Origin of the sequence: Aurantiacibacter gangjinensis, assembly GCF_001886695.1 — a bacterium.
Lineage (GTDB): Bacteria > Pseudomonadota > Alphaproteobacteria > Sphingomonadales > Sphingomonadaceae > Alteraurantiacibacter > Alteraurantiacibacter gangjinensis.
In genome coordinates this window covers 936,399-961,229 of the sequence record NZ_CP018097.1, presented here as the reverse complement: position 1 = coordinate 961,229, position 24,831 = coordinate 936,399, and the positions used below count along the sequence as shown (strand labels likewise).

Annotated in this window: 21 protein-coding genes and 1 tRNA gene; 7 read left to right on the top strand and 15 right to left on the bottom strand. The window is 63.2% G+C overall.

Annotation, left to right across the window (positions count from 1 at the left end; genetic code table 11):
- Window positions 1-9: 9 nt before the first annotated feature.
- Complete coding sequence (locus tag BMF35_RS04750) at window positions 10-1,098, top strand: pyridoxal phosphate-dependent aminotransferase (RefSeq protein WP_047007125.1); 1,089 nt, start codon at window positions 10-12, stop codon at window positions 1,096-1,098.
- On the top strand, window positions 1,091-1,999 hold the full coding sequence (locus tag BMF35_RS04745) for a prephenate/arogenate dehydrogenase family protein (protein WP_047007124.1): 909 nt from the start codon (window positions 1,091-1,093) through the stop codon (window positions 1,997-1,999). Before BMF35_RS04750 ends, BMF35_RS04745 begins: the two co-directional genes overlap by 8 nt.
- On the opposite strand, the gene BMF35_RS04740 is transcribed toward BMF35_RS04745, so the two are convergent.
- The 7 genes from BMF35_RS04740 to BMF35_RS04710 all read right to left on the bottom strand — a co-directional run bounded on the left by BMF35_RS04740 (window position 1,996) and on the right by BMF35_RS04710 (window position 5,717).
- Complete coding sequence (locus BMF35_RS04740; RefSeq protein WP_047007123.1) at window positions 1,996-2,232, bottom strand: hypothetical protein; 237 nt, start codon at window positions 2,230-2,232, stop codon at window positions 1,996-1,998. The two genes, BMF35_RS04745 and BMF35_RS04740, sit on opposite strands and share 4 nt — an antisense overlap.
- 25 nt (window positions 2,233-2,257) lie before the next feature.
- Window positions 2,258-2,599: a hypothetical protein gene (locus BMF35_RS04735; RefSeq protein WP_047007122.1), complete on the bottom strand. Its 342-nt coding sequence runs from the start codon at window positions 2,597-2,599 to the stop codon at window positions 2,258-2,260.
- A gap of 74 nt (window positions 2,600-2,673) precedes the next feature.
- The gene (locus tag BMF35_RS04730; RefSeq protein WP_206539554.1) at window positions 2,674-3,123 is read right to left on the bottom strand and encodes a MaoC family dehydratase; all 450 of its coding nucleotides are present in this window, start codon (window positions 3,121-3,123) and stop codon (window positions 2,674-2,676) included.
- Window positions 3,124-3,133: 10 nt separating this feature from the next.
- A complete protein-coding gene (gene trxB / locus BMF35_RS04725; RefSeq protein WP_047007120.1) occupies window positions 3,134-4,099 on the bottom strand; it encodes a thioredoxin-disulfide reductase in 966 nt (321 codons plus the stop codon).
- Between the two features lie 180 nt (window positions 4,100-4,279).
- Window positions 4,280-4,507 (bottom strand): hypothetical protein, encoded by a 228-nt coding sequence (locus tag BMF35_RS04720; RefSeq protein WP_047007119.1) that lies wholly within the window; start codon window positions 4,505-4,507, stop codon window positions 4,280-4,282.
- Window positions 4,508-4,619: 112 nt separating this feature from the next.
- Window positions 4,620-4,707 (bottom strand) — tRNA-Leu (locus tag BMF35_RS04715).
- A gap of 89 nt (window positions 4,708-4,796) precedes the next feature.
- On the bottom strand, window positions 4,797-5,717 hold the full coding sequence (locus tag BMF35_RS04710; RefSeq protein WP_335622570.1) for a zinc-ribbon domain-containing protein: 921 nt from the start codon (window positions 5,715-5,717) through the stop codon (window positions 4,797-4,799).
- 151 nt (window positions 5,718-5,868) lie between these two features.
- Between BMF35_RS04710 and ftsE the strand changes: the two genes are divergently transcribed.
- From ftsE to BMF35_RS04690, 4 genes are read left to right on the top strand one after another with little or no spacing between them, the layout of a single operon-like run.
- The gene (gene ftsE, locus BMF35_RS04705) at window positions 5,869-6,594 is read left to right on the top strand and encodes a cell division ATP-binding protein FtsE (RefSeq protein ID WP_047007117.1); all 726 of its coding nucleotides are present in this window, start codon (window positions 5,869-5,871) and stop codon (window positions 6,592-6,594) included.
- On the top strand, window positions 6,591-7,514 hold the full coding sequence (locus BMF35_RS04700) for a cell division protein FtsX (protein ID WP_236781559.1): 924 nt from the start codon (window positions 6,591-6,593) through the stop codon (window positions 7,512-7,514). Before ftsE ends, BMF35_RS04700 begins: the two co-directional genes overlap by 4 nt.
- 23 nt (window positions 7,515-7,537) lie before the next feature.
- On the top strand, window positions 7,538-8,068 hold the full coding sequence (locus tag BMF35_RS04695; RefSeq protein WP_418202101.1) for a YdcF family protein: 531 nt from the start codon (window positions 7,538-7,540) through the stop codon (window positions 8,066-8,068).
- On the top strand, window positions 8,065-8,784 hold the full coding sequence (locus tag BMF35_RS04690; RefSeq protein WP_173426193.1) for a lysophospholipid acyltransferase family protein: 720 nt from the start codon (window positions 8,065-8,067) through the stop codon (window positions 8,782-8,784). Before BMF35_RS04695 ends, BMF35_RS04690 begins: the two co-directional genes overlap by 4 nt.
- On the opposite strand, the gene BMF35_RS04685 is transcribed toward BMF35_RS04690, so the two are convergent.
- On the bottom strand, window positions 8,781-9,506 hold the full coding sequence (locus BMF35_RS04685) for an Nmad3 family putative nucleotide modification protein (RefSeq protein WP_047007115.1): 726 nt from the start codon (window positions 9,504-9,506) through the stop codon (window positions 8,781-8,783). The two genes, BMF35_RS04690 and BMF35_RS04685, sit on opposite strands and share 4 nt — an antisense overlap.
- A gap of 95 nt (window positions 9,507-9,601) precedes the next feature.
- Here BMF35_RS04685 and dcd point away from each other — a divergent pair, with 95 nt between their 5' ends.
- Entirely contained in the window at window positions 9,602-10,156 is a 555-nt protein-coding gene (gene dcd / locus BMF35_RS04680) for a dCTP deaminase (protein ID WP_047007114.1), read from the top strand.
- A gap of 251 nt (window positions 10,157-10,407) precedes the next feature.
- Here the strand turns inward: dcd and BMF35_RS13935 are convergent, their stop codons facing one another.
- The 7 genes from BMF35_RS13935 to BMF35_RS04645 form a co-directional block, all read right to left on the bottom strand.
- Window positions 10,408-12,555: a TonB-dependent receptor gene (locus BMF35_RS13935; RefSeq protein ID WP_047007113.1), complete on the bottom strand. Its 2,148-nt coding sequence runs from the start codon at window positions 12,553-12,555 to the stop codon at window positions 10,408-10,410.
- 109 nt (window positions 12,556-12,664) lie between these two features.
- A complete protein-coding gene (gltX, locus tag BMF35_RS04670; RefSeq protein WP_047007112.1) occupies window positions 12,665-13,996 on the bottom strand; it encodes a glutamate--tRNA ligase in 1,332 nt (443 codons plus the stop codon).
- Between the two features lie 60 nt (window positions 13,997-14,056).
- Window positions 14,057-14,497 carry a hypothetical protein gene (locus BMF35_RS04665; RefSeq protein WP_052766068.1) on the bottom strand — a complete coding sequence of 147 codons (441 nt, stop codon included), beginning with the start codon at window positions 14,495-14,497 and terminating at the stop codon, window positions 14,057-14,059.
- A 96-nt stretch (window positions 14,498-14,593) separates the two neighbouring features.
- Window positions 14,594-15,400, bottom strand: a complete 807-nt coding sequence (locus BMF35_RS04660; protein ID WP_071961172.1) for a hypothetical protein — start codon at window positions 15,398-15,400, stop codon at window positions 14,594-14,596.
- A 97-nt stretch (window positions 15,401-15,497) separates the two neighbouring features.
- Window positions 15,498-19,895, bottom strand: a complete 4,398-nt coding sequence (gene rpoC / locus BMF35_RS04655) for a DNA-directed RNA polymerase subunit beta' (RefSeq protein ID WP_047007110.1) — start codon at window positions 19,893-19,895, stop codon at window positions 15,498-15,500.
- A 71-nt stretch (window positions 19,896-19,966) separates the two neighbouring features.
- Complete coding sequence (gene rpoB / locus BMF35_RS04650; protein ID WP_047007109.1) at window positions 19,967-24,142, bottom strand: DNA-directed RNA polymerase subunit beta; 4,176 nt, start codon at window positions 24,140-24,142, stop codon at window positions 19,967-19,969.
- A gap of 285 nt (window positions 24,143-24,427) precedes the next feature.
- Window positions 24,428-24,811, bottom strand: a complete 384-nt coding sequence (locus BMF35_RS04645) for a hypothetical protein (protein ID WP_047007108.1) — start codon at window positions 24,809-24,811, stop codon at window positions 24,428-24,430.
- Between the last annotated feature and the right edge of the window lie 20 nt (window positions 24,812-24,831).

Here is a 24,831-nt window from a genome sequence, read left to right as displayed (position 1 = left end):
CGCCCGCAGATGAAGCCCTATGTCGAGGCGATCCACGCCTACACGCCGGGCAAGAGCAAGTCCGCCGACGGCAGGCCGCTGGTGAAGCTCTCCGCGAATGAGAACCCGCTCGGCTGCTCGCCCGCCGCGCTTGAGGCGCTTGGCGTGGCAGGCGAACCGCGCCTTTATCCCGACCCCGGCGCCACGGCTTTGCGCGAAGCCATCGGCGCCTTGCACGGCCTCGATCCGGCGCGCATCGTGTGCGGCACCGGGTCGGACGAATTGTTGAACCTTGCCGCCCAAGGCTTTGCCGGTCACGGCGACGAGGTGGTGTTCAGCCGCCACAGCTTCGCGGTGTACGATATCGCTGCCAACCGCTGCGGTGCCACCCCGGTCGAAGTGCCCGATGCCGATTTCACCGCCGATGTCGATGCACTACTGGGCGCGGTAACCGAGAACACGCGCGTGATGTTCATCGCCAATCCCAACAATCCCACCGGCACCTTCCTTCCGCGCGAGGACATCGCCCGATTGCATTCGCGCCTGCCCGCCCGCGTGTTGCTGGTGCTGGACCAGGCTTATGCCGAATATCTAAATGACGAGGACAGCGATGGCGGCCTGCAACTGGCGCAGCAGAGCGACAACGCGCTTGTCACGCGCACCTTCTCCAAGATTTACGGTCTCGCGGCTGAACGCATCGGCTGGGCCACGGGCGCGCCGCATCTGGTCGACGCGCTGAACCGCATTCGCGGGCCTTTCAACGTCACCTCCAGCGGGCAGCGCGCGGCGCTGGCGGCAACAGCCGACCAGGATTTCGTGACGCACAGCCGCGAACATAACAGTGCTGAGCGCGAGCATTTCGTCCGCCGTATCGAGGCGCTGAGCAATCGCGGGTTACGCGCAGTGCCCAGCCAGGCCAATTTCGTGCTGGTGATGTTCCCAGAAGCCGCGATGGCGCAGCGCGCGCTGGAAGCGATTGCGGACGCCGGATATGCCGTAAGGCACTTGCCGGGACCGGAGCTTTCCAAGGGGCTGCGCATCACCATCGGCAAGCGCGCGGACATGGAGATCATCGCCGATACGCTGGGCCGCGTGACGGGCGAGGACATGGATGTTTGAACGGGTCGCTATCATCGGGCTGGGCCTGCTCGGCAGCTCCATCGGCTTGGCGATCCGCGAAAACCTGACAGGCGTAATCACCAGCGGATACGATGCCGATCCCGCCGTGCGAGAACGAGCGCGCGAGCTCGGATTGGCGTCGAGCATCGCGGAAACTGCCGTAGAAGCGGTTCGCGGCGCCGATCTGGTCATCCTTTGCGTACCGGTCGGAGCGATGGCAGACGCCGCGCGCGATATGGCACCCGGCCTCCCGGCCCACACCATCGTCAGCGATGTGGGATCGTCGAAAGTGTCGGTCGCCAAGGCTCTAGCCGATGCCCTGCCTCGCCATAGCGTTATTCCCGCGCACCCCGTGGCGGGTACCGAGCAATCCGGACCCGATGCGGGTTTCGCCGCGCTGTTTAGGCATCGCTGGTGCATCGTCACCCCGCCACAGGATACACCACGCGGGAAGCTGGAAAGCCTCGTGGCCTTCTGGGAGGCCTTGGGCAGCCGCGTCGAGGTGATGGACGCGGCGCATCACGACATGGTGCTCGCCGTCACCAGCCACATCCCGCACCTGATTGCCTACACCATCGTCGGCACGGCGAGCGATCTGGAGGAGGTAACGCGCGGCGAGGTCATCAAATATTCCGCCGGCGGCTTTCGCGATTTCACGCGCATCGCCGCCTCCGACCCGGTCATGTGGCGCGACGTTTTCCTGAACAATCGCGACGCCGTGCTTTCCATGCTCGACCGGTTCCAAGGCGACCTCGAACGGATGCGGCAAGCTATCGACGCAGGCGACGGCGATGCCATGCACGATCTATTCAGCCGCACGCGCAAGATCAGGCGACGGATCGTCGAGCAAGGGCAGGATGACGCGCGACCCGATTTCGGGCGCGGCGGAAGTGCGGACTAACAGCCCTTGTCCTTGGCAGCCGCGTCTCGCTGGCTGTCGTTCTCATGGCTGATAATGGCCATCGCTTCGGGCAGCGAGCTCGTCAGCCCTTCCAGCAATTCACGGCAGGTGTCGAAATCGTTCTTGTAAAGGCAATCGAGCGCGCGGGCGAGCTTGCGGTCGATGGCCTCCAGCATCTGGCGGCAATTATTCGCCGAATGGCGATACTGGTTCAGCAAGTCGGATTCGGTCATAAACACACCTCAAAGCTTCAACGCCTTATTGCGTACTTCGCTCCATCCCGGTCTCGTCCCAGCTTTCAATGCCTGCCTCCACACGGGTGAGCCAGCGGTCGAATTCCCGGCGCTCATCGCGCAGGTTGCGAAAGAAAGCTGCATCCGAACCGTTCCAGCGCCGGCAGATCGTTGGAACGAGGAACTCCTGTGCCGGCCCGTATCGCGCCTCATAGGCTTCCATCACCGTTTCGACGCGGTATTCGAAATAACGCTCGAACTGCTCCCTCGCAGCACCGCCAAGCCCGGGATCGCATTGCGAACCGCCGCTCGCATTTACGCTCGCCCAATAGATGTCGCCGGCATAGCCGTTCGGCGCAAGGGACAACGGCTCGACCGGCTGGGCCGGCGTGTGGGTACAGGCAACAAGAAGCCCACATGCCGTAAGCGACGCGAAGGCTCTCATGCTGCCGGGTCCACCCCGCGCTTCCATGCCATCAGGTTCGGGCGAAACTCCTGCTTGATCGCATCGTGCTGGTTCAGCGTCTGGCACAGCGCCACCACCCGCGCGCGGCCCGGCTTCGAGCGGTTTGGAATGATGTCTTCTATCGTCGTCACCAGCCGCAGCCTGTCGCCAGGGCGGGTGGGTTCGGGCCAGCGCAAGTCGCCGCCCGCACCGATCGCGCCATTGGCGAAGGGCACCGATTGCACCATCAGCCGCATGGTGATGGCGGCGGTGTGCCACCCGCTCGCCGCAAGTCCTTGGAAGAAGGTGTCCTGCGCCGCGTCCGGATCGACATGGAAGGGCTGTGGATCGTAGTCCCGCGCGAAGGCGATGATCGCCGCCTCGGTCATCTCGTATGGCTCGCTCTCGAACCTGTCGCCGACAGTCAGGTCGTCGAGATAAAGCACGCCCGCCAAATTACTCCGCCGCTTCCTTCGCCGCGAATTCCAGCGTCGCCAGGAAGCGCTCGGCATCCAGCGCCGCCATGCAGCCCGTACCCGCCGCCGTCACCGCCTGGCGATAGGTGTGGTCCATCACATCGCCGCAAGCGAAGACGCCGGGGATCGCGGTTTTGGGCGTGCCGGGCTCGACGAGCAAATAGCCGCTATCGTCCATCGGCAGCTTGCCCTTGAACAGCTCGGTCGCGGGCGCGTGGCCGATGGCGACAAAGGCGCCGTCCACGTCCAGCTCGCTCTTTTCGCCGGTGACGGTGTCCACCAGTTCCAGCTTGCCCAGCGCGCCATTCTCACCGGCCACGAACCGTTCCACCGTCTTGTTCCACAGCGGGGTAATCTTCTCGCTGGCGAATAGGCGATCCTGCAGGATCTTTTCCGAGCGCAATTCGTCGCGGCGGTGGATCAGCGTCACATCGTCGGAGTGATTGGTGAGGTAGAGCGCCTCTTCGACAGCGGTATTGCCGCCACCGATCACAGCGACCTTTTTGCCGCGATAGAAGAAGCCGTCGCAAGTCGCACAGGCCGACACGCCCTTGCCGCCCAGCTCTTCCTCGCCCGGCACGCCCAGCCACTTCGCCTGCGCGCCCGTGGCAATCACCAGCACATCGCCCACATATTCATCGCCGCTATCGCCGATGGCACGGAACGGAGATCCATTCTCGAGGTCGACCTCGACAATCGTATCCCACATCATGCGCGTGCCGACATGCTCGGCCTGTTTTTGCATCTGTTCCATCAGCCACGGGCCCTGGATCACATCCTCGAACCCGGGATAATTCTCGACATCTGTGGTGATGGTCAGCTGGCCGCCGGGCTGCAGCCCCTGCACCACGATCGGCTCCATCCCGGCGCGCGCTCCATAGATAGCTGCAGAATAGCCTGCGGGGCCGGAGCCGATAATGAGCATGCGGGTGTGATGGGTAGCCATGGCGTATCTCGATCCTGTGTTGCCCGTTCGAGGTAGGCAGGGCAGCGATTCGGTTCAAGAAAGCAGGTCTTGGCCATCCACTGGATATTCGTGCATCGCGCGCAACCCCTGCATAGACGCGAAACGGCCCCGCTCCCGGAAGGAGAGCGAGGCCGCTGAAAAATCGGTTTTATGCTGCGATCAGACCGCTGCGCGGGGCTGTCCTGCCGTGCGATTGAGATCGCCCTTGTCCGATGCGCGCTTCAGCAGGTAGCCGGCTCCCAGAGCGCCCAGCAGACCCATGAAGCCCATCCGGCGGGCAATAGGAATGGCGAGCGCGCCGAGAATGGCCCCGCCCGTACCGCTTACGCCGCGTGCCGCATTGCCTGCCGCGGCACCAGCGGCCGCTCCGATAATCTTGCCAATCATGTACAATCTCCTTTTCCGAACAACGGCCATAACGCCGCGCGGGTTCCGAAATACCGGGCGCGCAAAAGCCACGTTTTGGCGCAGGAATTGCCGGATTGTCAGGAGAAGATGATGGTGCGGTCGAGAAGACTCGAACTTCCACGGGTTATTCACCCACAACGACCTCAACGTTGCGCGTCTACCAGTTCCGCCACGACCGCACATCATATTGGGAAGGAGCATGGCCTGCCCCGTCTCGGTAGGAGCGCGCCACTAGCAAAGTGCCCCCGCGCCTGCAAGCGGCGAAATGCTAGTTCGGAGCCCAGCCGAATTCGGCATAGGCCGCGCGGGGCGGAATATCGGTAACGGCCTCGTTCACCGCCACGCTTTCGCCCGGCGCGATGGTCGCCTGCGGGGGCGGCACTTCCCAGCTGTAGACGATGGCGTCACGCTCGTCGCGCAGCACGATGAGGATGGTCGGCACATCCAGCGTGTCGGTGCCGATATTGGTGATGCGTCCGCTTGCGCCAAAAAACTCCGTGCCATTGGGCAGGCGGCGGCGCTCCTGCTCCTCCTGCGGGAATTCAAGCTGGAGGCTGTCATTGCTTGCAGCAAAGGTCGGCTGTTCCACCGGCACCCAGTCGGGCAGGCCCCAATAGCTGACGGCGAATATCGTGCCTGCGGTAAGCGCTGCAAAAATCACGCCTGCCCATGTCCACATTTTAAGCGTGTTGCGGCGGGGGCGGAATGGCGGTTCTGCGTCGAATTGCGAATAATCGTCGTCATAGTCGTCTTCCGGATCCGCGACCGGCGGCGGAGGAGGCGGCGCGGGCTCTTCCTGCACCGGTGGCGGGCGATCCTCGACCGGCTCCGGTTCGGGTTGTGGTTCCGGCTCGCGCTCTGCAACCGGCGTCGGAGTGGGCGCTGGCTCGTCCGGCACGCTCTCGCGCTCGGCTGCTCGCGGTTCGGCCTCCGCGCGCTCGACCACAGGCGCAGCAGGCGGGGGCACTGGCGACGGCGGTATTGGCGACGGTGGCGGCGGTGGTGGCGGTGGCGGTGGCGGAAATGCGGGTTCCACCTGCGCAGGCCGCTCCAGCACAGGTCCATCCTGGAACCAGCTATGCCGGCATTTCGCACAGCGCACGGTGCGGCCTTCCACGCCGATGGCGGTGTCGGGCACGACGTATTTCGTCGAGCAGGCAGGGCACTGGATGATCATCGCACGAACCAATGCGTTACGCCTGTGCATCCCATGCAACAAGCGCCGCGCACCGCAACATCGGCCCGGTTCGGGCTTTTTTCCACAAAGAGCAGCCCCTATTCCGGCTTTCCATGGCGACACGGCCCTTCCCGCGCAGCATGATTGCTCCTAATCCCGCCTTATGAGCGCGGCCGAGCAATCCATTGTCCAGTTCGATAATGTCGGACTGCGCTACGGCACCGACCGTGAGGTGCTGAGCGATATTTCCTTTACGCTCTATCCCGGCAGTTTCTACTTCCTGACAGGTGCCAGCGGTGCGGGGAAGACGAGCATGCTCAAACTGCTCTACCTTGCGCAGCGCCCCACGCGCGGCGCAATCCGCATGTTCGGGCACGACCTGATTACGCAAAAGCGCGGCCGCCTGCCCGATTTCCGGCGCCGGATCGGTACGGTCTTCCAGGATTTCCGCCTGATCCCACACTTGACTGCCTTCGACAATGTGGCCCTGCCGCTGCGTATTTCCGGCATGAGCGAGGGAGAGATTGCGAAGCCCGTATCCGACATGCTGGAATGGGTGGGGCTAGACCATCGCCGCGATGCGCGCCCGGCCACGCTATCTGGCGGGGAACAGCAGCGTGTCGCCATCGCCCGCGCAGTGATTGCCCGGCCCGAAATTCTCGTTGCGGACGAGCCAACGGGTAACGTCGACCCGGACATGGCGGTCAAGCTGCTGCGGCTGTTCGAGGCGCTCAATCGCCTCGGCACCACGGTGGTGGTGGCGACGCACGACGTGCATTTGCTGCGCAAAGTGCCGGATTCGCTCATCATGCGGCTCGACAGGGGCACGCTGTCCGATCCCACCGGCGCCCTGCGCTATCCGCCCCGGCGAGAGGCTGCCGGATCTTGAGCGACGCTCCTTCCCTCATCCGCCGCGGATCGCCGCGCTTCGGCAGCGAAAGCGCGCGCATGTTGCCGCAGGCGCGCATTGCCGGGCCGATGCCGTGGGTGATCGCTATCATGATCGCTTTGACCGTCATGGCGACCGCGCTTGGCCTCTCGCTCAGCAATGTCGCTGGCAATGCGCGGGCGGCGATTGCAGGCGACATCACCGTACAGATCGTCGAAGGCGCTCCCGCTGCGCGGGAGCGGCAGGCAGAAGCGGCAGTGCGCCTGCTGCAGGGCCGCGATGATGTGGCGCAGGTTGTGCGCGTTCCGGACGAGGAACTGGAAGCCCTGATCTCCCCGTGGCTTGGCGAGACGAGCGGGCAGGAAGACGCCGTGCCTGTCCCCGCCCTGATCGACGTGCGCCTCTCGCAAGACATTACCGCAGATCGACTGCGCGCGCTCCGCAGCGAGTTGACCGCCGTGGCTCCCTCGGCGCGGGTGGATGCGCAGGCCGGGTGGCTGGCACCGGTGTTCGAGGCGATCCGCACTGTACAATACCTCGCCATCGGGCTCGTCGTGTTGCTGGCGCTTGCCAGCGTCGCCGCCATCTGGCTGGCGGCGCGCAGTGCATTGGGCTCCAATCGCGATACGATCGACGTCATCCACCACCTCGGCGGGACGGACAGCCAGATCGCGCGCATCTTCCAGCGTTCCATCGGCATGGATGCCGCTCTTGGCGGGGCAGCCGGGCTGGCATTGGGCGTCGGCGCGATTTTCGTGCTCGCCCAGCAGTTCGCCGCGCTCGGATCGGGACTGATGACGGGCGGCGCGCTGACCATTCGGGACTGGATTGCGATCGCCTGCGTGCCTATCTGCGGCGTGCTGCTGGCGATGCTGACCGCCCGCATCACCGTGATCGGCGCGCTGCGGCGCATGTTGTGAATTTGGGAGCCGGGCAGAAACCCATGTTGATCCGCCGCCTTGTTGCGATCCCGCTGATCGTGTGGGCCCTTGGCTTCGTGTGGTTTTCCATCGCACTGCCCCAGCCCGCCGCACGCGCGCAGACTGACGCGATCGTCGTTCCCACCGGCAGCGGCGGACGGATCGAGCGCGGCCTTGAAATTCTGCAAACGGGCGCTGCCGAACAGATGCTGGTGACAGGCGTGGACACGACCGTGCAGCCCGCTGAATTCCAGGCTGAATTCGATGTGCCTTCCCGCATCATGGACTGCTGCGTGACGCTCGGCTTTTCCGCCCTCGATACGCGCGGCAATGCGCGGGAAACGGCGCAGTGGCTGGAGGATCGCGATTACAACTCGCTGCGATTGGTCACGGCGGACTATCACATGCGCCGCGCCGCGCTGGAATTGCAGGACCAGCTGCCCGACGACACCTCTGTCACACGCGATGCGGTGAAATCGCAAGCGAGCCTCGACACGCTGTTCCTTGAATATCACAAGTTCATCGCGGTATGGGTGCTTCAGGTGCTGGGATGATCTACCTGCGCAATACCGCGTTCTATTTCTGCTTTTTCTGGGGCAGCTGCGCCTATGTGATTGCGGCCGTTGCGGCGATCTTCGTTGCCCGCGAGAGGCTGCGGGGCATTTGCGATGCGTGGTCCGGTTTTCACCAGATGCTGTGCGAAAAGCTGCTGCGCATCGAAGTGATCGAGACCGGCACACGCCCCGAGGGCCGCGCCTTCTACGCCATCAAGCATGAAAGCATGTTCGAGGCGATCAATCTGCCATACCGCTTCGACCACCCCGCACTCTTCGCCAAACAGGAGCTGTTCGCCATCCCCGGCTGGGGGCGCGTGGCGCGGATCTACGGCCTGATCCCGGTTGCCCGAAACCAAGGCGCGAAAGCGCTGCGCAGCATGATCCGCGAAGTGCAACCGCTGGTGGAGGATGATCGCCCGATCATCATCTTCCCCGAAGGCACGCGCGTGCCGCATGGGTCATGTCCGCCGCTGCAATCGGGTTTCGCCGCCCTGTATAAGCTCCTCCGCCTGCCGGTCGTGCCGGTGGCCGTGACGAGCGGGCCGTCCTATCACCGCGTCTGGAAGCGGCCGGGCACCATTACGCTGCATTTCGGCGAGCCCATCGAAGCGGGCTTGCAGCGCGACGAAATCGAAGCGCGCGTGCATGCCGGGATCAATGCATTGAACGGCGACGCCGCAGCCCGTGGCACCCATGCCGCGCAGCTTGCCTAGATTTCTTCCATAGTCGCAGCCAGCCAGTCCTTCGCGTCCGATCGCTCGCCGATATCGGCGACGAATTCCTGGCCGCGCGCCACGCTTTGCAGGCGACCGGCACGCTCCCAGCGGGAGGGGCGATCATGGTAGCTTAGTCCCGTCTCGGCCAGCCATGGCGGGATGCGCCACAGGCTGGGCGGCCCTTCCGGGACTGTCAGGCGCAGCCTGTCGGAAGCGCGGGTCGCGGTCCGACCACGGCCGATCCATGCGACATCGTTGGCCGCGTGCATCCCGATGGCGTGCGGCATGCCGAGATCGCGCAACGCATCAATGCGCTTCGGTGAGGCGGTCGCAAGCGGCAGCATTTCCTCGACCTTGAGAAATGCGAAGATGCGATGGTGCGGCGGGGTTTTGCCTTCACGGAAAAGGCCGAAGAACAGGAATACGTCGCCCTCGCCCACGCCCTGCCGCTCAAGATGAGTCTGGGCGGCGCTGCACTGGCCAAGAATGGCGCGCCCATCGTCCAGGAACATGGGATCGTGATGGCAGAGGCTATCCGCCCCCAACCTGCCGCGCGAAGCCGATGCTGCATGTTCGCCCAGCCCCAATTCGCCATAGGTGGTGCGTGAAAGCGCACCACTGGCTGGGATCGGCAGGCTGATTGGCCGCCCGTCCACGATGGGCGATGGCCCGCCGCCCGCCGAGCTGTCGAACCCTTTCCTGCTGAACACGATCTTCATCGCCGCCGCCCTAGCCGATCAGACTCATTGGGAAAACGCCCCGCTCTGCCCCGCACGGCCTTGCCCTGCGGCGCGGCTTGGGGAATCCATCGCTGATGGCCATTCTATCGGACAAGTGGATTCGCAAGGCAGCGCAGGACAACGGCATGATCGAGCCGTTTGTGGAAGCGCAGCGCCGCGAGGGGAACATCTCCTACGGGCTTTCGAGCTATGGCTACGACGCCCGCGTCGCGCCCGAGTTCAAGATCTTCACCAATATCGACAGTGCGGTGGTCGATCCGAAGGATTTTGCCAGCAACAGCTTCGTCGACAAGGAAACTGATTGCTGCATCATCCCGCCCAACAGCTTCGCGCTGGCGCGGACGGTGGAGTATTTCCGCATCCCCGACGATGTGCTCGTCATCTGCCTTGGCAAAAGCACCTATGCGCGCTGCGGCATCATCGTGAACGTCACCCCGCTGGAACCGGGCTGGGAAGGCCATGTGACGCTGGAATTCTCCAACACCACGCCGCTGCCCGCCAAGATCTACGCCAATGAAGGCGCATGCCAGTTCCTGTTTCTACAAGGCAATGAACGGCCCGAGACGACTTATGCCGACCGCGCGGGCAAATATATGGGCCAGCGCGGAGTAACGCTTCCGAGATTGTGAACCACCATCCGCCGGTTCATCCTCGGTGCTGTTCGCTCCGCCGGGACTGCGTTCCGGCTGCGCGGCACCTGCGGGCTTCGCGTTCGCTCGCTGTCGGAAGCTTTCGCCTCCGAGTACAGTGCTAACCCCAAGCAGCGCTCCAGAAATCGCTCGGCGCAAGCCGAGGGCAAGGGCAAACGCCCGCCCGCAGCGGGCGCGTAGCGTAGCGAAGCGCGTCTAGCGAGGACGAAGCCGCGGATGCGGCTTCGCAATCAAAACCTCGTTCTTGCCGTGATGCGGAAGTTGCGGCCGGCCAGCGGCACGAATTCCTTCGTGAAGCTGGTATGGCGGCGGCCTTCCACGTCGAAGATGTTATTCGCCTGCAACAGCAGCACGAAGCGGTCTCCGCGGAAGGGGTGGATGGCGGCCGAAAGATTCACATGGGTGAAGCCTTCGGTCTCTTCCTCGAACGGCGCGGTGCGGGTCTGGTCGTCATACCATTCCACTTCGCCGCGCAGGTCGAACAGGTCGGATTGCCATTCCAGCGCGCCCGACAGCTCCAGCGGCGGGATGCGCGGCAACGGGGTGCCATCGTTCAGCTCGGCCTCGACATAGGACGCGCCTACATCGGCCAGGATCGTACCGCCCGAGAAGGTGGCGATGGGTGCCGATGCCTCGACCTCGAAGCCGTAGAAATCGGCATCGTTCTGCAGGAATTCGAAGACGGGCAGCTCGTCCTCTTCTTCGCCCGTTTCACTCAGGTAGATGAAATCGTCGAATGTGTTGTAGAAGGCGGCAACGCGGGCCTGCACGCGGCCGATATTGGCATCGAAATAACCTTCCAGCCCCCATACGGACTCGACGCCTAGGTCGGGATCGCCGATCTCGAATTGCTGGGTGGCGAGGTGCGGGCCGTCGGCGAAGAGTTCCTCACCGGCGGGCGCGCGTTCGGTGCGCGTCGCGTTGAAGCCGATGCGCGCATCGCGGCTGACCGTGTAGGCGAGGCCCACCGCGCCCGAGAAGGTATCGAAATCGCGCTCGATACCAAGCGGGGCCGAGGATTGGGTTGTGTTTTCATACCTAGCGCCAATTTCCAGCTCCACCGGGCCGAACATCAGTTCCTGCAGGGTGAAAAGGGCGAATTGCTCGGTCTCGTTCGGGGCAACGAAAGCCTCTTCGCCGATCGCCTGGAAATCGCGCAGGTAGAATTGCGCGCCGATCGCGCCGCGCCAGTTCTCGGTCGGCGCCTGTGTCAGCTCGAACCGGCCCTCGGTGCCGCGCACGTCGAACACGGTGCCGATCTCGTCGCCCTCCAGCTCGGTATGCGTGTAATCGGAATGGCCGAGGCGCACGACCAACTCGTCGAAGAAGCCGCCCAGTGCGACGCCGGCTTCGAAGTCGAAGCGCACCTGCTTCAGGTCGATGGCGATGTTTTCTTCGCCTTCTTCCTCGCCGTGATCGTCATCGTGGTCATCATCATGATCGTCGTCATGATCGTCTCCGCCATGGCCATGACCATGGCCGCCGGGGCCGGCCGGAATGCCATAAAGCGTGTCGTAATAGCCCGCAGACGCCGCGATGCGCAGGCCTTCGCCGACATAGCCCATGCCTACGCCGAAGGAGTAGGTCTCTGTGTAGCTATTAGGCACGAAGCCTTCGACATTGGCCTGTTCGCGCAGCTCTTCGGCTTCCTCGAACTCGCCTTCGTCCTCTTCCTCGGCGGCGTCGGCCAACAGGTCGGCGCGCAGGTCCGGCGTCAGCTGGAAGTCGGGGATCTCGAAATCGTCCGTCTCGCGGTAACTGCCATTGGCGTGCAGCACGAAGTCATCCGACAGCGCGACGTTAAAGGAACCGCCGATCTGGCGCAGGTCGTAAGCCGTGTCGTAAGCGGCCAGCGCTTCCACGTCCATGCCGCCTTCGGGCATGGTGCGCGGCAGGCTGCGGCTGATAACGTTGACCGCGCCGCCCACTGCCGAGGAGCCGTAAAGCAGCGTTGCAGGCCCGCGCAGCACTTCGATCCGTTCCGCCGTCAGCGGGTCGATCGAGACGCCGTGGTCGGCGGAGGTGTTGGAGGCATCGATATTGCCGATGCCGTCGGTCAGCACCCGTACGCGCTCCCCATCGAGGCCGCGCAGGATCGGGCGCGAGGCACCCGGCGCGAAGCCGGTGGTGGCGACGCCCGGCAGACCGTCGAGCACTTCGCCGATCTGTCCCGATTGCTCGCGCAGCAAATCCTCGCCCTGCACAATGGATGTGCCGGCAAGGATGCTCAGCTCGTCCACGCCGGGGGCGCGGACGACGATGCGATCCTGGTGCACGACTTCGCCGTCGGTATCCTCATCGTTCGCGGCATCCTGCGCGAGCGCGGAGACGGGCATGGCTGCTGTCGCCAGCAGGGCGGTAATTACAGTGAAACGCATGGGTTTGGGTCCGTCCGGTCAAAGGTCACAATATATCATGGCGGCCCTACAAGCCCCTGCGTGAACGTCAAGTGACTATGTTACATGGCATCGACGAACGGCCGATGGATCAGGATGAAGCTGCATTCTGAAGGCGTTTGCGCGCCTCTTTTTCCCCAATCAGCGGCAGCAGCTCACCCATGTCCGGACCATGGTTCTGCCCCGTGAGTGCCTGTCGCAGCGGCAGGAACAGGTCTTTTCCCTTGCGACCCGTCTGCGCCTTCAGCGTGGCGGTCAGATCCTGCCATGGCGTGGCAGACCACTCGAGGGTACTGGCCGCTTCGGCGAGATAAGCCCGCGTATCGCCGTTCATCTCGGGCGGCGTGACCGGGCCCTGTACGATAGCCCACCATTCCCTTGCACCGCCCACGGTTTCGAGATTGGGGCGGATGGCGTGCCACGCGGCATCGTACATGCCGTGCGGCAGGCGATCCGCGACGTCTGCATAGTCCAACTGGTGGACGATGGCGGTGTTGACGCGGTCAAGCTCGGCATCGTCGAACTTGGCGGGCGCGCGCCCGAAAGTCGAAAGGTCGAAGGTGCCAACAAGCGTGTCGCGATGGGCGATAGGCTCCACCGGCAGGCTGGTGCCGAGCCGGGCCAGCAGCGCGATCAATGCTTCGGGCTCGATACCGCGTTCGCGGAAAGCATCGCAGCCGAGCGATCCCAGGCGCTTGGAGAGCTTGCCTTCACGCCCCACCAGCAGCGCCTCATGCGCGAAGCGCGGCGGCTGGGCGCCGAGCGCTGTAAACATCTGCACCTGCACTGCGGTGTTCGACACATGATCTTCCCCGCGCAGCACATCGGTAATGCCCATGTCGATATCGTCGACACAGCTGGGCAGCATATAGAGCCACGAGCCATCGGCGCGGCGGATGACCGGATCGGAGAGCTGGGCAGCGTCGAATTTCTGCGCGCCCCGCACCCCGTCTTCCCACGTGATGGGCTCATCATGATCGAGGCGGAAGCGCCAGTGGGGCATCTCGCCGGCAGCTTCGTTGGCGGCGCGGTCGTCTTCGGACAGGGCGAGCGCAGCCCGATCATAGATCGGCGGCAGTCCGCGCCCGAGCTGGACCTTGCGCTTCAGTTCGAGTTCCTGCTGCGTTTCATAGGCCGGATAGACGCGGCCTGCGTCCTTCAGCCGTTCGAACGCCTCATCATACAGCGAAAGCCGTGCAGATTGCCGTTCCTCGCCATCGGGGTGCAGGCCCAGCCACGCCAGATCCTCGCGGATCGCTTCGACATACTCCTCGCGGCTGCGCTCTGCATCGGTATCGTCGATGCGCAACATGAAGCGCCCACCGGCCTTTTGCGCCAGCATCCAGTTGTGCAGCGCGGTGCGGATATTGCCGACATGCAGGCGGCCCGTGGGCGACGGCGCGAAGCGGGTGATCGTGGTCATGGAAGGCGCGATTACGCGCGGGGCGCGCGCGTCACAAGCCCGGATCGCGCAAGCGGATGGTCAGCTGCCCGATGCAACTGCAGCGACGGCAGCCTGGTACAGCGCCTCATGCCGGTCGTGACGGATGAGGCCTGCCAGCACAGTCCCGAAGGCATCACGATCCGCACGCGCCGCCGCATCGGCCATGCCCGCAAAGACGGTTTCATCCGCCGTCATCTGCACGCAGCAAGGCCGCATCACCTGCACGGTATCGGGCCAGCAGCGGCCCGCCAGATCGGCAAAATCGAGAAAAGCCTTGGCCGCCGTTACCGAGCCGAGGCGCTGGGTCAGTTCCACCACCGGATCGTGCCCGCGCCTTGAGCACAGCGCCATCCAGCGAATGCCAAGCACCACGCGCATCTGCACCGCCGAGCGATAGGGCATGGTCGGCATCTGCATGAGCGAGCGGATCACGTTGCGTGCGGCGGGGCTGACGGTGGTGGCGGCACGATTATCGGACATAGACGATCCTGACAGCTAGTTGCGATTGATTCGCAGCAAGTCTAGCGCCTCGTCGCAGCATTGCAATGCGAATGATTTGCAATAGCGTTTAAATGCTCAATCCTGAATTGGCGCCGGCGCAGGCACCAAGCCCACCGTGCCGTCCGGGCCGGAGATCACGACCACGCCGTCGCGCCGTGAGACGATCGTCTCCGCCTGATCCATAACCTGCCAGATGCGTGGCAATTCTTCGGGGTAGCCGATGGCGCAGACCTCTCGCGCTCCATCGGGCGGCGGCACGGTCGAGAAGGCGGAGCCATCGATGGCGTATTGACGACCTTGCCCCGCGCATCCCGGGTTCCACCAGATCTCGTCGAAATTGGCCTGCAGTTCGATCGAGTATGGCAGGTCCGCTCCATCGAGCGAGCGCACCGACCAATGCCCCCTCAGATCGACATCGCGAGCGGCGACCTCGGCAGGATCCGGAATGGTCTGGAGTTGGATATTGCCCGCAGGACCGGAGAGGTAATAGCCGCCCGCCACGCGGATGATCCGGTCAACCTCCGACAGAACGGTAATACTGGTCTGCTCGGTTTCGGTCAGCCCGCGAGCGCACATGCCCACCGCCTCGTCGCCATAATCCCACGAGCCGGTGCGGACCGTCTCCCCATCGCGGGAAAATTCCCAATCGTGAAAGATGCACTGCGACTGCAAATGCAGGCGACCGTCTTCTATCGTCACCTCGGGCAAGCCGTTTGCGCTCGGCGTTAGCGCTACCTCATTCAGCGCAAAAACCTGATACCGGCCGGAAACATGATCGGCACTTGCGGTGTTCGCCTGTTCTGCAGAATTATTATCCTGCGTCGGCGTTGGCGCGCAGCCCAGCAGGCAGCTTGCGGCGATAGTCAAAAGCACATGTTTCATTGCCCAGTCTCCAGAACGCGCGGCCAGCGGACCAATGAAAAAGGCCCCGAAAGCGCGATGCTTCCGGGGCCTTTCATCATTTTCGCTGAATGCAGCCTTATTCGGCGGTATCATCCGGCTTGGTTTCGGTGGTGTCGGCTTCGGCCTCTTCCACCGTACCGTCGTGATCGGCAGCGTCTTCGTTGAGGTAGTCGCCCGCATCGGCATCGGTGCCATGGGTTTCGCCCTCCACGCGTGCCAGCGGATCGTCGCCGATCGCTGCTTCCGGACCTTGCGCCAGTTCGGCTTCGTGTTCGGCTTCGGCAGATTCAGGGGCAACCAGGTCTTCTGCCTTGGCAGCCGCTTCGGCTTCCTCGGCAGCGACCAGCGCATCCTGCATCTTCTTGTACTGAGCACGAAGCGCAGCATCGCGGCTGGAAGCGGTAACGCGCAGGCGGTTCATGCCGGCGCCCGTACCTGCCGGGATGAGGCGACCCACGATCACGTTTTCCTTCAGGCCGATCAGCGTGTCCTTCTTCCCTTCAACCGCCGCCTGCGTCAGCACGCGGGTGGTTTCCTGGAAGGAGGCCGCCGAGATGAAGCTGCGGGTCTGCAGGCTTGCCTTGGTGATACCAAGCAGGATCGGCTTGCCGACCGCCTTCTTCTTGCGCGGGGGAAGCTTGGAATTGACGTCGTTCATCTCGTCCAGGTCCACCTGCTCGCCCGGCAGCAGCGTGGTGTCGCCGCCATCGGTGATCTCGACCTTTTGCAGCATCTGGCGAACGATCACCTCGATGTGCTTGTCGTTGATCTTCACACCCTGCAATCGGTAGACTTCCTGGATTTCGGTGCAGAGATATTCGGCCAGCGCCTCGATCCCCAGCACTTCCAGAATGTCGTGCGGATTGGGCGAACCCGAAATGAGCGTATCGCCCTTCTTCACGAAGTCGCCTTCCTGCACGTCGATGACCTTGGTCTTCGGCACCAGGTACTCCACCGGATCGCCCTCTTCCGGAACGATGGCGATCTTGCGCTTGGCCTTGTAGTCGCGAATGAACTCCATCTTGCCGTCGATCTTGGCGATCACGGCGGCGTCCTTCGGAATACGCGCTTCGAACAGCTCGGCAACACGCGGCAGACCGCCGGTGATGTCGCGCGTCTTCGACGCTTCGCGGCTGGCACGTGCGATGATGTCACCGGCCTGCACTTCCTGCCCGTCATCGACCGACAGCGTGGTACCCGGAGCAAGCATGTACCGTGCCGCTTCGGTTTCGTCCCCGGCATCGTTCAAAAGGGTGATGCGCGGACGCAGGTCATCCTTCTTCGAACGGCCCGTGGCGCGGTACTCGATGACCACGCGCTGGGCGATACCGGTGGCATCGTCGGTGCGTTCTTCCAGTGTCTTGCCTTCGACAAGATCCTGATAGCGAACGGTACCCGCCTGCTCGGTGATGATCGGCAGGGTGAACGGATCCCATTCCGCCAGACGATCGCCTTCCTTCACCTTGGCGCCATCCTTGAACATGAGGACGGTACCGTAGGGCACGCGGTGGATGGCGCGCTCGCGACCTTCATTGTCGATCACGACCATCTCGCCGGAGCGGGCGAGCGAAAGGCGGCGGCCTTTCTTGTCCTTGATGGTGGGCATGTCGCGATAGACGACCTTGCCGTCCGACATGCTTTCAAGGTGGCTGGTTTCATTCACCTGCGCCGCACCACCGATGTGGAAGGTCCGCATCGTCAGCTGCGTGCCCGGCTCACCGATGGACTGCGCGGCGATCACGCCGACGGCTTCACCGATATTTACCGGCGTACCGCGTGCAAGGTCACGACCGTAGCACTTGGCGCACACGCCCTGCTCGGCTTCGCAGACCAGCGGCGAACGGATCTTCGCCTGCTGCACTTCGGCATCCTCGATGGCCTTGGCCATCGGCTCGTCGATCATCGTGCCGGCCTTGACGATCACTTCGTCGGTAGCGGCGTTGATGATGTCATCCTGCACCGTCCGGCCAAGGATACGCTCGCCCAGCGAGGCGATCACGCTGCCGCCCTGCACGATGGCGCGCATTTCCAGCGCATTGCTGGTCTTGCAATCCTCTTCGACGATGACGCAGTCCTGCGACACGTCGACCAGGCGGCGGGTCAGGTAGCCCGAGTTCGCCGTCTTCAACGCCGTATCGGCCAGACCCTTGCGGGCGCCGTGGGTGGAGTTGAAGTATTCAAGAACGGTCAGGCCTTCCTTGAAGTTACTGATGATCGGCGTCTCGATGATCTCACCCGAAGGCTTGGCCATCAGGCCGCGCATACCGGCGAGCTGCTTCATCTGCGCCGGGCTACCACGGGCACCGGAGTGGCTCATCATGTAGATCGAGTTGATCGCCGCTTCACGACCATCGTCGTCCTTCGGCGTCGCCTTGATCTCTTCCATCATGGCGTTCGCCACCTGGTCGCCGCAACGGCTCCAGGCGTCGATCACCTTGTTGTACTTTTCCTGCTGGGTGATGAAGCCGTCCTGGTACTGCTGCTCGTAATCGGCAACCAGCGCCTTGGTCTCGTCGATCATACCGTCCTTGGTGTCCGGGATGATCATATCGTCCTTGCCGAAGCTGATGCCCGCCTTGAACGCGTGGCGGAAGCCCAGCACCATGATGGCGTCGGCAAACAGCACCGTGTCCTTCTGGCCGGTGTGACGATAGACCTCGTCGATCACGTCACCGATATCCTTCTTGGTGAGAAGACGGTTGACGACCTCGAATGGCACCTTGTGGCTCTTGGGCAGGCACTCGGCGATCAACATGCGGCCAGGCGTCGTTTCGACCCGCTGCATGTAAGTCTTGCCCTTCTCATCCGTCTGCGGGACGCGGGTCGTGATCTTGGAGTGCAGCGTGACGGCACCGACGTGAAGCGCTTGGTGCACCTCGTCGATATCGCCCAGAACTTTGCCTTCGCCCGGCTCGCCTTCGCGGTCCATGGAGAGATAATAGAGACCCAGCACCATGTCCTGCGAAGGCACGATGATCGGCTTGCCATTGGCGGGGCTGAGGATGTTGTTCGTCGACATCATCAGCACGCGTGCTTCCAGCTGGGCTTCCAGCGAAAGCGGCACGTGGACGGCCATCTGGTCGCCGTCGAAGTCGGCGTTGAAGGCCGAGCAGACGAGCGGGTGCAGCTGGATGGCCTTGCCTTCGATCAGTACGGGCTCGAACGCCTGGATGCCGAGGCGGTGGAGCGTCGGTGCGCGGTTGAGAAGCACAGGGTGCTCGCGAATGACTTCGTCGAGGATGTCCCAGACTTCCTTGCGCTCTTTCTCCACCCACTTCTTCGCCTGCTTGAGGGTCATCGAAAGACCCTTGGCGTCGAGGCGCGCGTAGATGAACGGCTTGAACAGCTCCAAGGCCATCTTCTTGGGCAGGCCGCACTGGTGCAGCTTCAATTCCGGACCGGTTACGATGACCGAACGACCCGAATAGTCGACGCGCTTGCCCAGAAGGTTCTGGCGGAAGCGGCCCTGCTTGCCCTTGAGCATGTCGGAGAGCGACTTCAGCGGACGCTTGTTGGCACCCGTGATGACGCGGCCACGGCGACCGTTGTCGAACAGCGCATCGACAGCTTCCTGCAGCATGCGCTTTTCGTTGCGGACGATGATGTCCGGCGCGCGCAGCTCCATAAGGCGCTTCAGGCGGTTGTTACGGTTGATGACGCGGCGATAGAGATCGTTGAGGTCGGACGTCGCGAAACGGCCGCCATCCAGCGGCACCAGCGGGCGCAGTTCCGGCGGGATGACCGGCACGACTTCGAGGATCATCCATTCCGGGCGGTTGCCCGAATCGATGAAGCTTTCGACGACCTTCAGGCGCTTGATGATCTTCTTGGGCTTGAGCGTGGACTTGGTCGTCTCCAGCTCTTCAAGAAGGTCGGCACGCTCCTGCTCCAGATCGAGATCCATCAGCATGATCTTCACCGCTTCGGCACCGATGCCGGCTGTGAAAGCGTCTTCGCCATATTCGTCCTGCGCGTCGAGCAGCTCGTCCTCGGTCAGCAGCTGGAACTTCTCCAGCGGCGTGAGGCCGGGCTCGGTCACGATGTAGCTTTCGAAATACAGCACGCGCTCGAGCTGCTTCAGCTGCATATCGAGCAGCAGGCCGATGCGCGAAGGCAGCGACTTCAGGAACCAGATGTGAGCGACAGGCGCGGCCAGTTCGATGTGGCCCATACGCTCACGGCGCACCTTGGTAACGGTGACTTCAACGCCGCACTTTTCGCAGACGACGCCCTTGTATTTCATGCGCTTGTACTTGCCGCACAGGCATTCGTAATCCTTCACGGGACCGAAGATGCGCGCACAGAACAGGCCGTCACGCTCGGGCTTGAACGTACGGTAATTGATCGTTTCCGGCTTCTTGATTTCGCCGAAGGACCAGCTGCGGATACGCTCCGGCGAAGCAAGGCCGATCTGGATCTGGTCGAAGGTTTCGGGCTTCGCCAGCTGGTTCGTGAATTTGGTCAGTTCGTTCATTTTTTCACATTCCCTTGAGGGGGAGAAACAGGGGTGGAGGGGAGGCGAGCCCTAAAGCCCGCCGACCCCTGTTATTCAGCCGCGATCTGCGAGAAGCCGTCGCCGTCTTCGCCCTCTTCGCCGTCATTCAGCGAAGTGAGTTCGACATTCAGGCCCAGCGAGCGCATTTCCTTGACGAGCACGTTGAAGCTCTCCGGAATGCCGGCCTCGAAGGTATCGTCGCCCTTGACGATGGCTTCGTACACCTTGGTGCGGCCGATCACATCATCCGACTTCACCGTCAGCATTTCCTGCAAGGTATAGGCCGCGCCGTAGGCCTGCAGGGCCCAGACTTCCATCTCACCGAAGCGCTGGCCGCCGAACTGCGCCTTACCGCCCAGCGGCTGCTGGGTGACGAGCGAGTAGGGGCCGATCGAGCGGGCGTGGATCTTGTCATCCACCAGGTGGTGCAGCTTGAGCATGTAAATCACGCCCACCGTCACCTTGCGGTCGAATACCTCACCCGTGCGGCCGTCATACAGGTCCGACTGGCCCGACGCATCGTAGCCCGCCTTTAGCAGCATGTCGGTGACATCCGCCTCGCGCGCGCCATCGAAGACCGGCGTGCCCATCGGAACACCGCGGCGAAGATTGTGCGCCAGCTCGGCCACTTCCTCACCCGTGCGGCTGTTCAGGTCGTCATGGTAGTTCTCACCATAAACATCCTTCAGCTTGTCCATCAGCGCGGCAGGCGGCTTTCCGGCGGTGGCATCGGGGTTCGATGCGCGCCATTCGTCCAGCTGCTCGCCGATTTGCTGGCCAAGGCCGCGAGCGGCAAAGCCCAGGTGCGTTTCGAAAATCTGGCCCACATTCATGCGCGAAGGCACGCCCAGCGGGTTCAGCACGATGTCGACCGGCGTGCCGTCCTCCAGGAACGGCATGTCTTCTTCCGGCAGGATGCGCGAGATCACACCCTTGTTGCCGTGGCGGCCGGCCATCTTGTCGCCCGGCTGCAGCTTGCGCTTCACCGCGACGAACACCTTGACCATCTTGAGGACGCCCGGTGCCAGTTCGTCACCGCGTTCGAGCTTCTCCTTGCGGTCGTCGAACTTGTCCTTGATGGCCTTCACGGCCTCGTCATACTGGCCCTTAACGGCTTCCAGCTGGCTCTGCATGTTGTCGTCGGCGACGGCAAACTTGAACCATTCGCGCTTCTCGACACCGTCCAGAACCTCGTCATCGATGACGGTGCCTTTCTTCACGCCCTTGGGCGCTGCCGAAGCCGTCTGGCCGCTGAGCATGTCGCGCAGGCGGTTGTAAGTGGCGCGGTTGAGGATGTTGCGCTCGTCCTCGCTATCCTTCTTGAGGCGTTCGATTTCCTCGTTCTGGATGGCGCGCGTACGGTCGTCGATCTCGATACCGTGACGGTTGAAAACACGGACTTCGACAACAGTACCGGCAACGCCCGGCGGCAGGCGGAGCGAGGTGTCGCGCACATCGCTGGCCTTTTCGCCGAAGATGGCGCGCAGAAGCTTTTCTTCCGGCGTCATCGGGCTTTCACCCTTGGGCGTGATCTTGCCGCACAGGATATCGCCCGGATGCACTTCGGCACCAATATAGACGATGCCCGCCTCGTCGAGGTTGCGCAGCGCTTCCTCGCCGACATTGGGAATGTCGCGGGTGATGTCTTCCGGGCCCAGCTTGGTGTCGCGGGCCATAACCTCGAACTCGTCGATATGGATCGACGTGAAAACGTCATCCTTCACGATGCGCTCGGAGATCAGGATGGAGTCCTCATAGTTGTAGCCATTCCATGGCATGAAGGCGACGAGCGCGTTCTTGCCCAGTGCCAGCTCGCCCAGATCGGTGGAGGGACCATCGGCGATGATGTCGCCCTGTTCCACCACGTCGCCCACTTTCACCAGCGGACGCTGGTTGACGCAGGTGTTCTGGTTGGAGCGCTGGAATTTCTGCAGCGTATAGATGTCCACGCCCGGGTTCGTCGTATCGACTTCGCCCGAGGCACGGATCACGATACGGCCTGCATCGACCTGGTCGACGATACCGCCGCGCTTGGCCGAGATGGCGGCGCCGGAATCGCGGGCGACCGTCTCTTCCATGCCGGTGCCGACCCACGGCGCTTCGGCGCGTACCAGCGGCACGGCCTGGCGCTGCATGTTCGATCCCATCAGGGCGCGGTTGGCGTCATCGTTTTCCAGGAACGGGATCAGCGATGCGGCGACCGAGACAAGCTGCTTGGGCGAAACGTCCATCAGCGTGACGTTCTCGTTGGGGCTCATCGTGAATTCGCCGTTCTGGCGGGTCGAAACGAGCTCTTCGGTGAACTTGCCGTCCTTGTCGGTGGATGCCGACGCCTGCGCCACGGTGTGCTTCTGCTCCTCCATGGCGGAGAGGTAGTTCACTTCCTGCGACACCTTGCCGTCCTTCACCGTGCGGTAGGGCGTCTCAATGAAGCCATACTTGTTCACGCGGGCAAAGGTGCTGAGCGAGTTGATCAGGCCGATATTCGGGCCTTCCGGCGTCTCGATCGGGCAGATGCGGCCATAGTGCGTCGGGTGCACGTCGCGCACTTCGAAGCCCGCACGCTCCCGCGTCAGGCCGCCTGGGCCGAGCGCGGAGACGCGGCGCTTATGGGTGACTTCCGAAAGCGGGTTGGTCTGGTCCATGAACTGCGACAGCTGGCTGGAGCCGAAGAACTCGCGCACGGCTGCCACGGCGGGCTTCGCATTGATCAGGTCGTTCGGCATGACGGTGGACACATCCACGCTCGACATGCGCTCCTTCACCGCGCGCTCCATGCGCAGCAGGCCGACGCGGTACTGGTTTTCCAGCAGCTCGCCGACCGAACGCACGCGGCGGTTGCCGAGATTGTCGATGTCGTCGACTTCGCCCTTGCCGTCCTTCAGGTCGACAAGTTCCTTCACCACGGCGAGGATGTCTTCCTTGCGCAGCGTGGTGACGGTGTCTTCTGCGTCCAGCTCAAGGCGCATGTTCAGCTTCACGCGGCCCACTGCGGAAAGGTCGTAGCGCTCGCCATCGAAGAACAGGCCTTCGAACAGCGCTTCGGCGGTTTCCTTGGTTGGCGGTTCGCCGGGGCGCATGACCTTGTAAATCGCTTCGAGGCCCTCGTCGCGGTTCTCCGCCTTGTCGGCGGCCAGCGTGTTGCGCATCCATGCACCGGTGGTGACATGGTCGATGTCCAGCAGCTCGATCTGGTCGATGCCGGCACCGTCGAGCACTTCGAGGTTCTCGGGCGAGACTTCGTCGCCAGCTTCGATGTAGATGCGGCCGGTCTTCTCGTCGATCATGTCGCGCGAGGCATAGCGGCCGAAGATTTCCTCGGTCGGGATCAGCAGGGTTTTGAGGCCATCCTTGGCAGCCTTGTTGGCTGCGCGCGGAGAGACCTTCTGGCCTGCCGGAAACACTTCTTCGCCCGTCTTGGCATCGACCAGCGCGAAGCCCGGCTTCTGGCCACGCCAGTTTTCGGCCACGAACGGGATTTCCCAGCCGTCCTTCCCGCGCTTCCAGGTGACCGTCTCATAGAAATGGTCGAGGATCTGCTCGCTATCGAGGCCCAGCGCATACAGCAGCGAGGTGACCGGCAGCTTGCGCTTGCGGTCGATACGGACATTGACGATGTCCTTGGCGTCGAATTCGAAATCGAGCCACGAACCACGATACGGAATGACGCGGGCAGCGAAGAGGAATTTGCCCGAAGAGTGCGTCTTGCCGCGGTCATGGTCGAACAGCACGCCGGGCGACCGGTGCATCTGCGACACGATCACACGCTCCGTGCCGTTGATGATGAAGGTGCCGTTGCCCGTCATCAGGGGCATGTCGCCCATGTAAACGTCCTGCTCCTTGATATCGAGCACGGAGCGGGTTTCGGTTTCCTGATCCACCTCGAACACGATGAGGCGCAGCGTCACCTTCATCGGGGCGGCATAGGTGATACCGCGCTGGCGGCATTCGGTGGTGTCGTATTTCGGCTCTTCCAGCTCGTAATGGACGAAATCCAGTTCGGCGGTGCCGGCAAAATCGCGGATCGGGAAGACGCTGCGCAGCGTCTTTTCCAGACCGGAAACGTAATCGATGCTGGGATCGGAGCGCAGGAACTGCTCGTAGCTTTCGCGCTGCACCTCGATCAGGTTCGGCATCTGCACCACTTCGTGGATGTCGCCGAAAATCTTGCGGATACGCTTCTTCTTGCTGCCCTGAACTTCGGGAGCTTTCGCCTTGCTTGCCATTATAGAGCCTTGGCCTCTTCTTCGCGTGTGGGCGCCGCCTGTAAGTGACAGCGCAGGGTAATTGTGCGTGCGGAGATACGCGAGACGCCAAAAAGGCCGCAGACAAGCGCACTCCGTATCGGAGCACCGCTTTCGCAGCCTTGATCCAGTCATTCTCGCGCAGATGCCGGAACTTCCGTCCTGGGTAGCGCCCCCGCGTCAGGCGCACCTTGCTCGAAGCTCTCCGGCGATGGGGGCCATATAGGAACGCTGCGGGATTCGGTCAACCGCTTGCACGGCGCGCCATCAGACGGGAGCTGACAAGCCGATCACCCGCATGATTGCGGACTGCGCCAGCATAATCAGCAGCCAGATGAAAACCGTTCCGGCGATCCGGCGCGTGCGCTGGCGCGCCATGGCGAGCGACACGGCGAGCACCGGAAGCACGAAGCCGCACCAGATGATGATCGCCGTGCCCAGCGTGACCGCCCAGATATTCGCCTCGACCGGGGCGAGGATCAGCGCGCCTGCAAGGATCGCCGCGAGCCAGAAGATCGCGACCAAGTTAAGCGCCCAGCCCGAAAGCGAAGGCGGCCGGATCCCAGCCCGCCGCAGCCATAGCGCCCAGATGGCGAGGCCGATCACCGTCGCCGCAGCGATGGGCAGCATGTTCTGCAGTATGTAGATCATTCCGGCATCATAGCACGCCG

Bases quoted from the DNA above. Each gene is read 5' to 3' on its own strand.
- BMF35_RS04740 (WP_047007123.1), bottom strand. From the start codon at position 2,232: ATGACCGAATCCGACTTGCTGAACCAGTATCGCCATTCGGCGAATAAT.
- ftsE (WP_047007117.1), top strand. From the start codon at position 5,869: ATGAGCGCGGCCGAGCAATCCATTGTCCAGTTCGATAATGTCGGACTG.
- BMF35_RS13935 (WP_047007113.1), bottom strand. From the start codon at position 12,555: ATGCGTTTCACTGTAATTACCGCCCTGCTGGCGACAGCAGCCATGCCC.
- gltX (WP_047007112.1), bottom strand. From the start codon at position 13,996: ATGACCACGATCACCCGCTTCGCGCCGTCGCCCACGGGCCGCCTGCAT.
- BMF35_RS04690 (WP_173426193.1), top strand. From the start codon at position 8,065: ATGATCTACCTGCGCAATACCGCGTTCTATTTCTGCTTTTTCTGGGGC.
- dcd (WP_047007114.1), top strand. From the start codon at position 9,602: ATGGCCATTCTATCGGACAAGTGGATTCGCAAGGCAGCGCAGGACAAC.
- BMF35_RS04720 (WP_047007119.1), bottom strand. From the start codon at position 4,507: ATGATTGGCAAGATTATCGGAGCGGCCGCTGGTGCCGCGGCAGGCAAT.
- BMF35_RS04645 (WP_047007108.1), bottom strand. From the start codon at position 24,811: ATGATCTACATACTGCAGAACATGCTGCCCATCGCTGCGGCGACGGTG.
- BMF35_RS04685 (WP_047007115.1), bottom strand. From the start codon at position 9,506: ATGAAGATCGTGTTCAGCAGGAAAGGGTTCGACAGCTCGGCGGGCGGC.
- BMF35_RS04665 (WP_052766068.1), bottom strand. From the start codon at position 14,497: ATGTCCGATAATCGTGCCGCCACCACCGTCAGCCCCGCCGCACGCAAC.
- trxB (WP_047007120.1), bottom strand. From the start codon at position 4,099: ATGGCTACCCATCACACCCGCATGCTCATTATCGGCTCCGGCCCCGCA.
- rpoB (WP_047007109.1), bottom strand. From the start codon at position 24,142: ATGGCAAGCAAGGCGAAAGCTCCCGAAGTTCAGGGCAGCAAGAAGAAG.
- BMF35_RS04660 (WP_071961172.1), bottom strand. From the start codon at position 15,400: ATGAAACATGTGCTTTTGACTATCGCCGCAAGCTGCCTGCTGGGCTGC.
- BMF35_RS04745 (WP_047007124.1), top strand. From the start codon at position 1,091: ATGTTTGAACGGGTCGCTATCATCGGGCTGGGCCTGCTCGGCAGCTCC.
- BMF35_RS04695 (WP_418202101.1), top strand. From the start codon at position 7,538: ATGTTGATCCGCCGCCTTGTTGCGATCCCGCTGATCGTGTGGGCCCTT.
- BMF35_RS04750 (WP_047007125.1), top strand. From the start codon at position 10: ATGAAGCCCTATGTCGAGGCGATCCACGCCTACACGCCGGGCAAGAGC.
- rpoC (WP_047007110.1), bottom strand. From the start codon at position 19,895: ATGAACGAACTGACCAAATTCACGAACCAGCTGGCGAAGCCCGAAACC.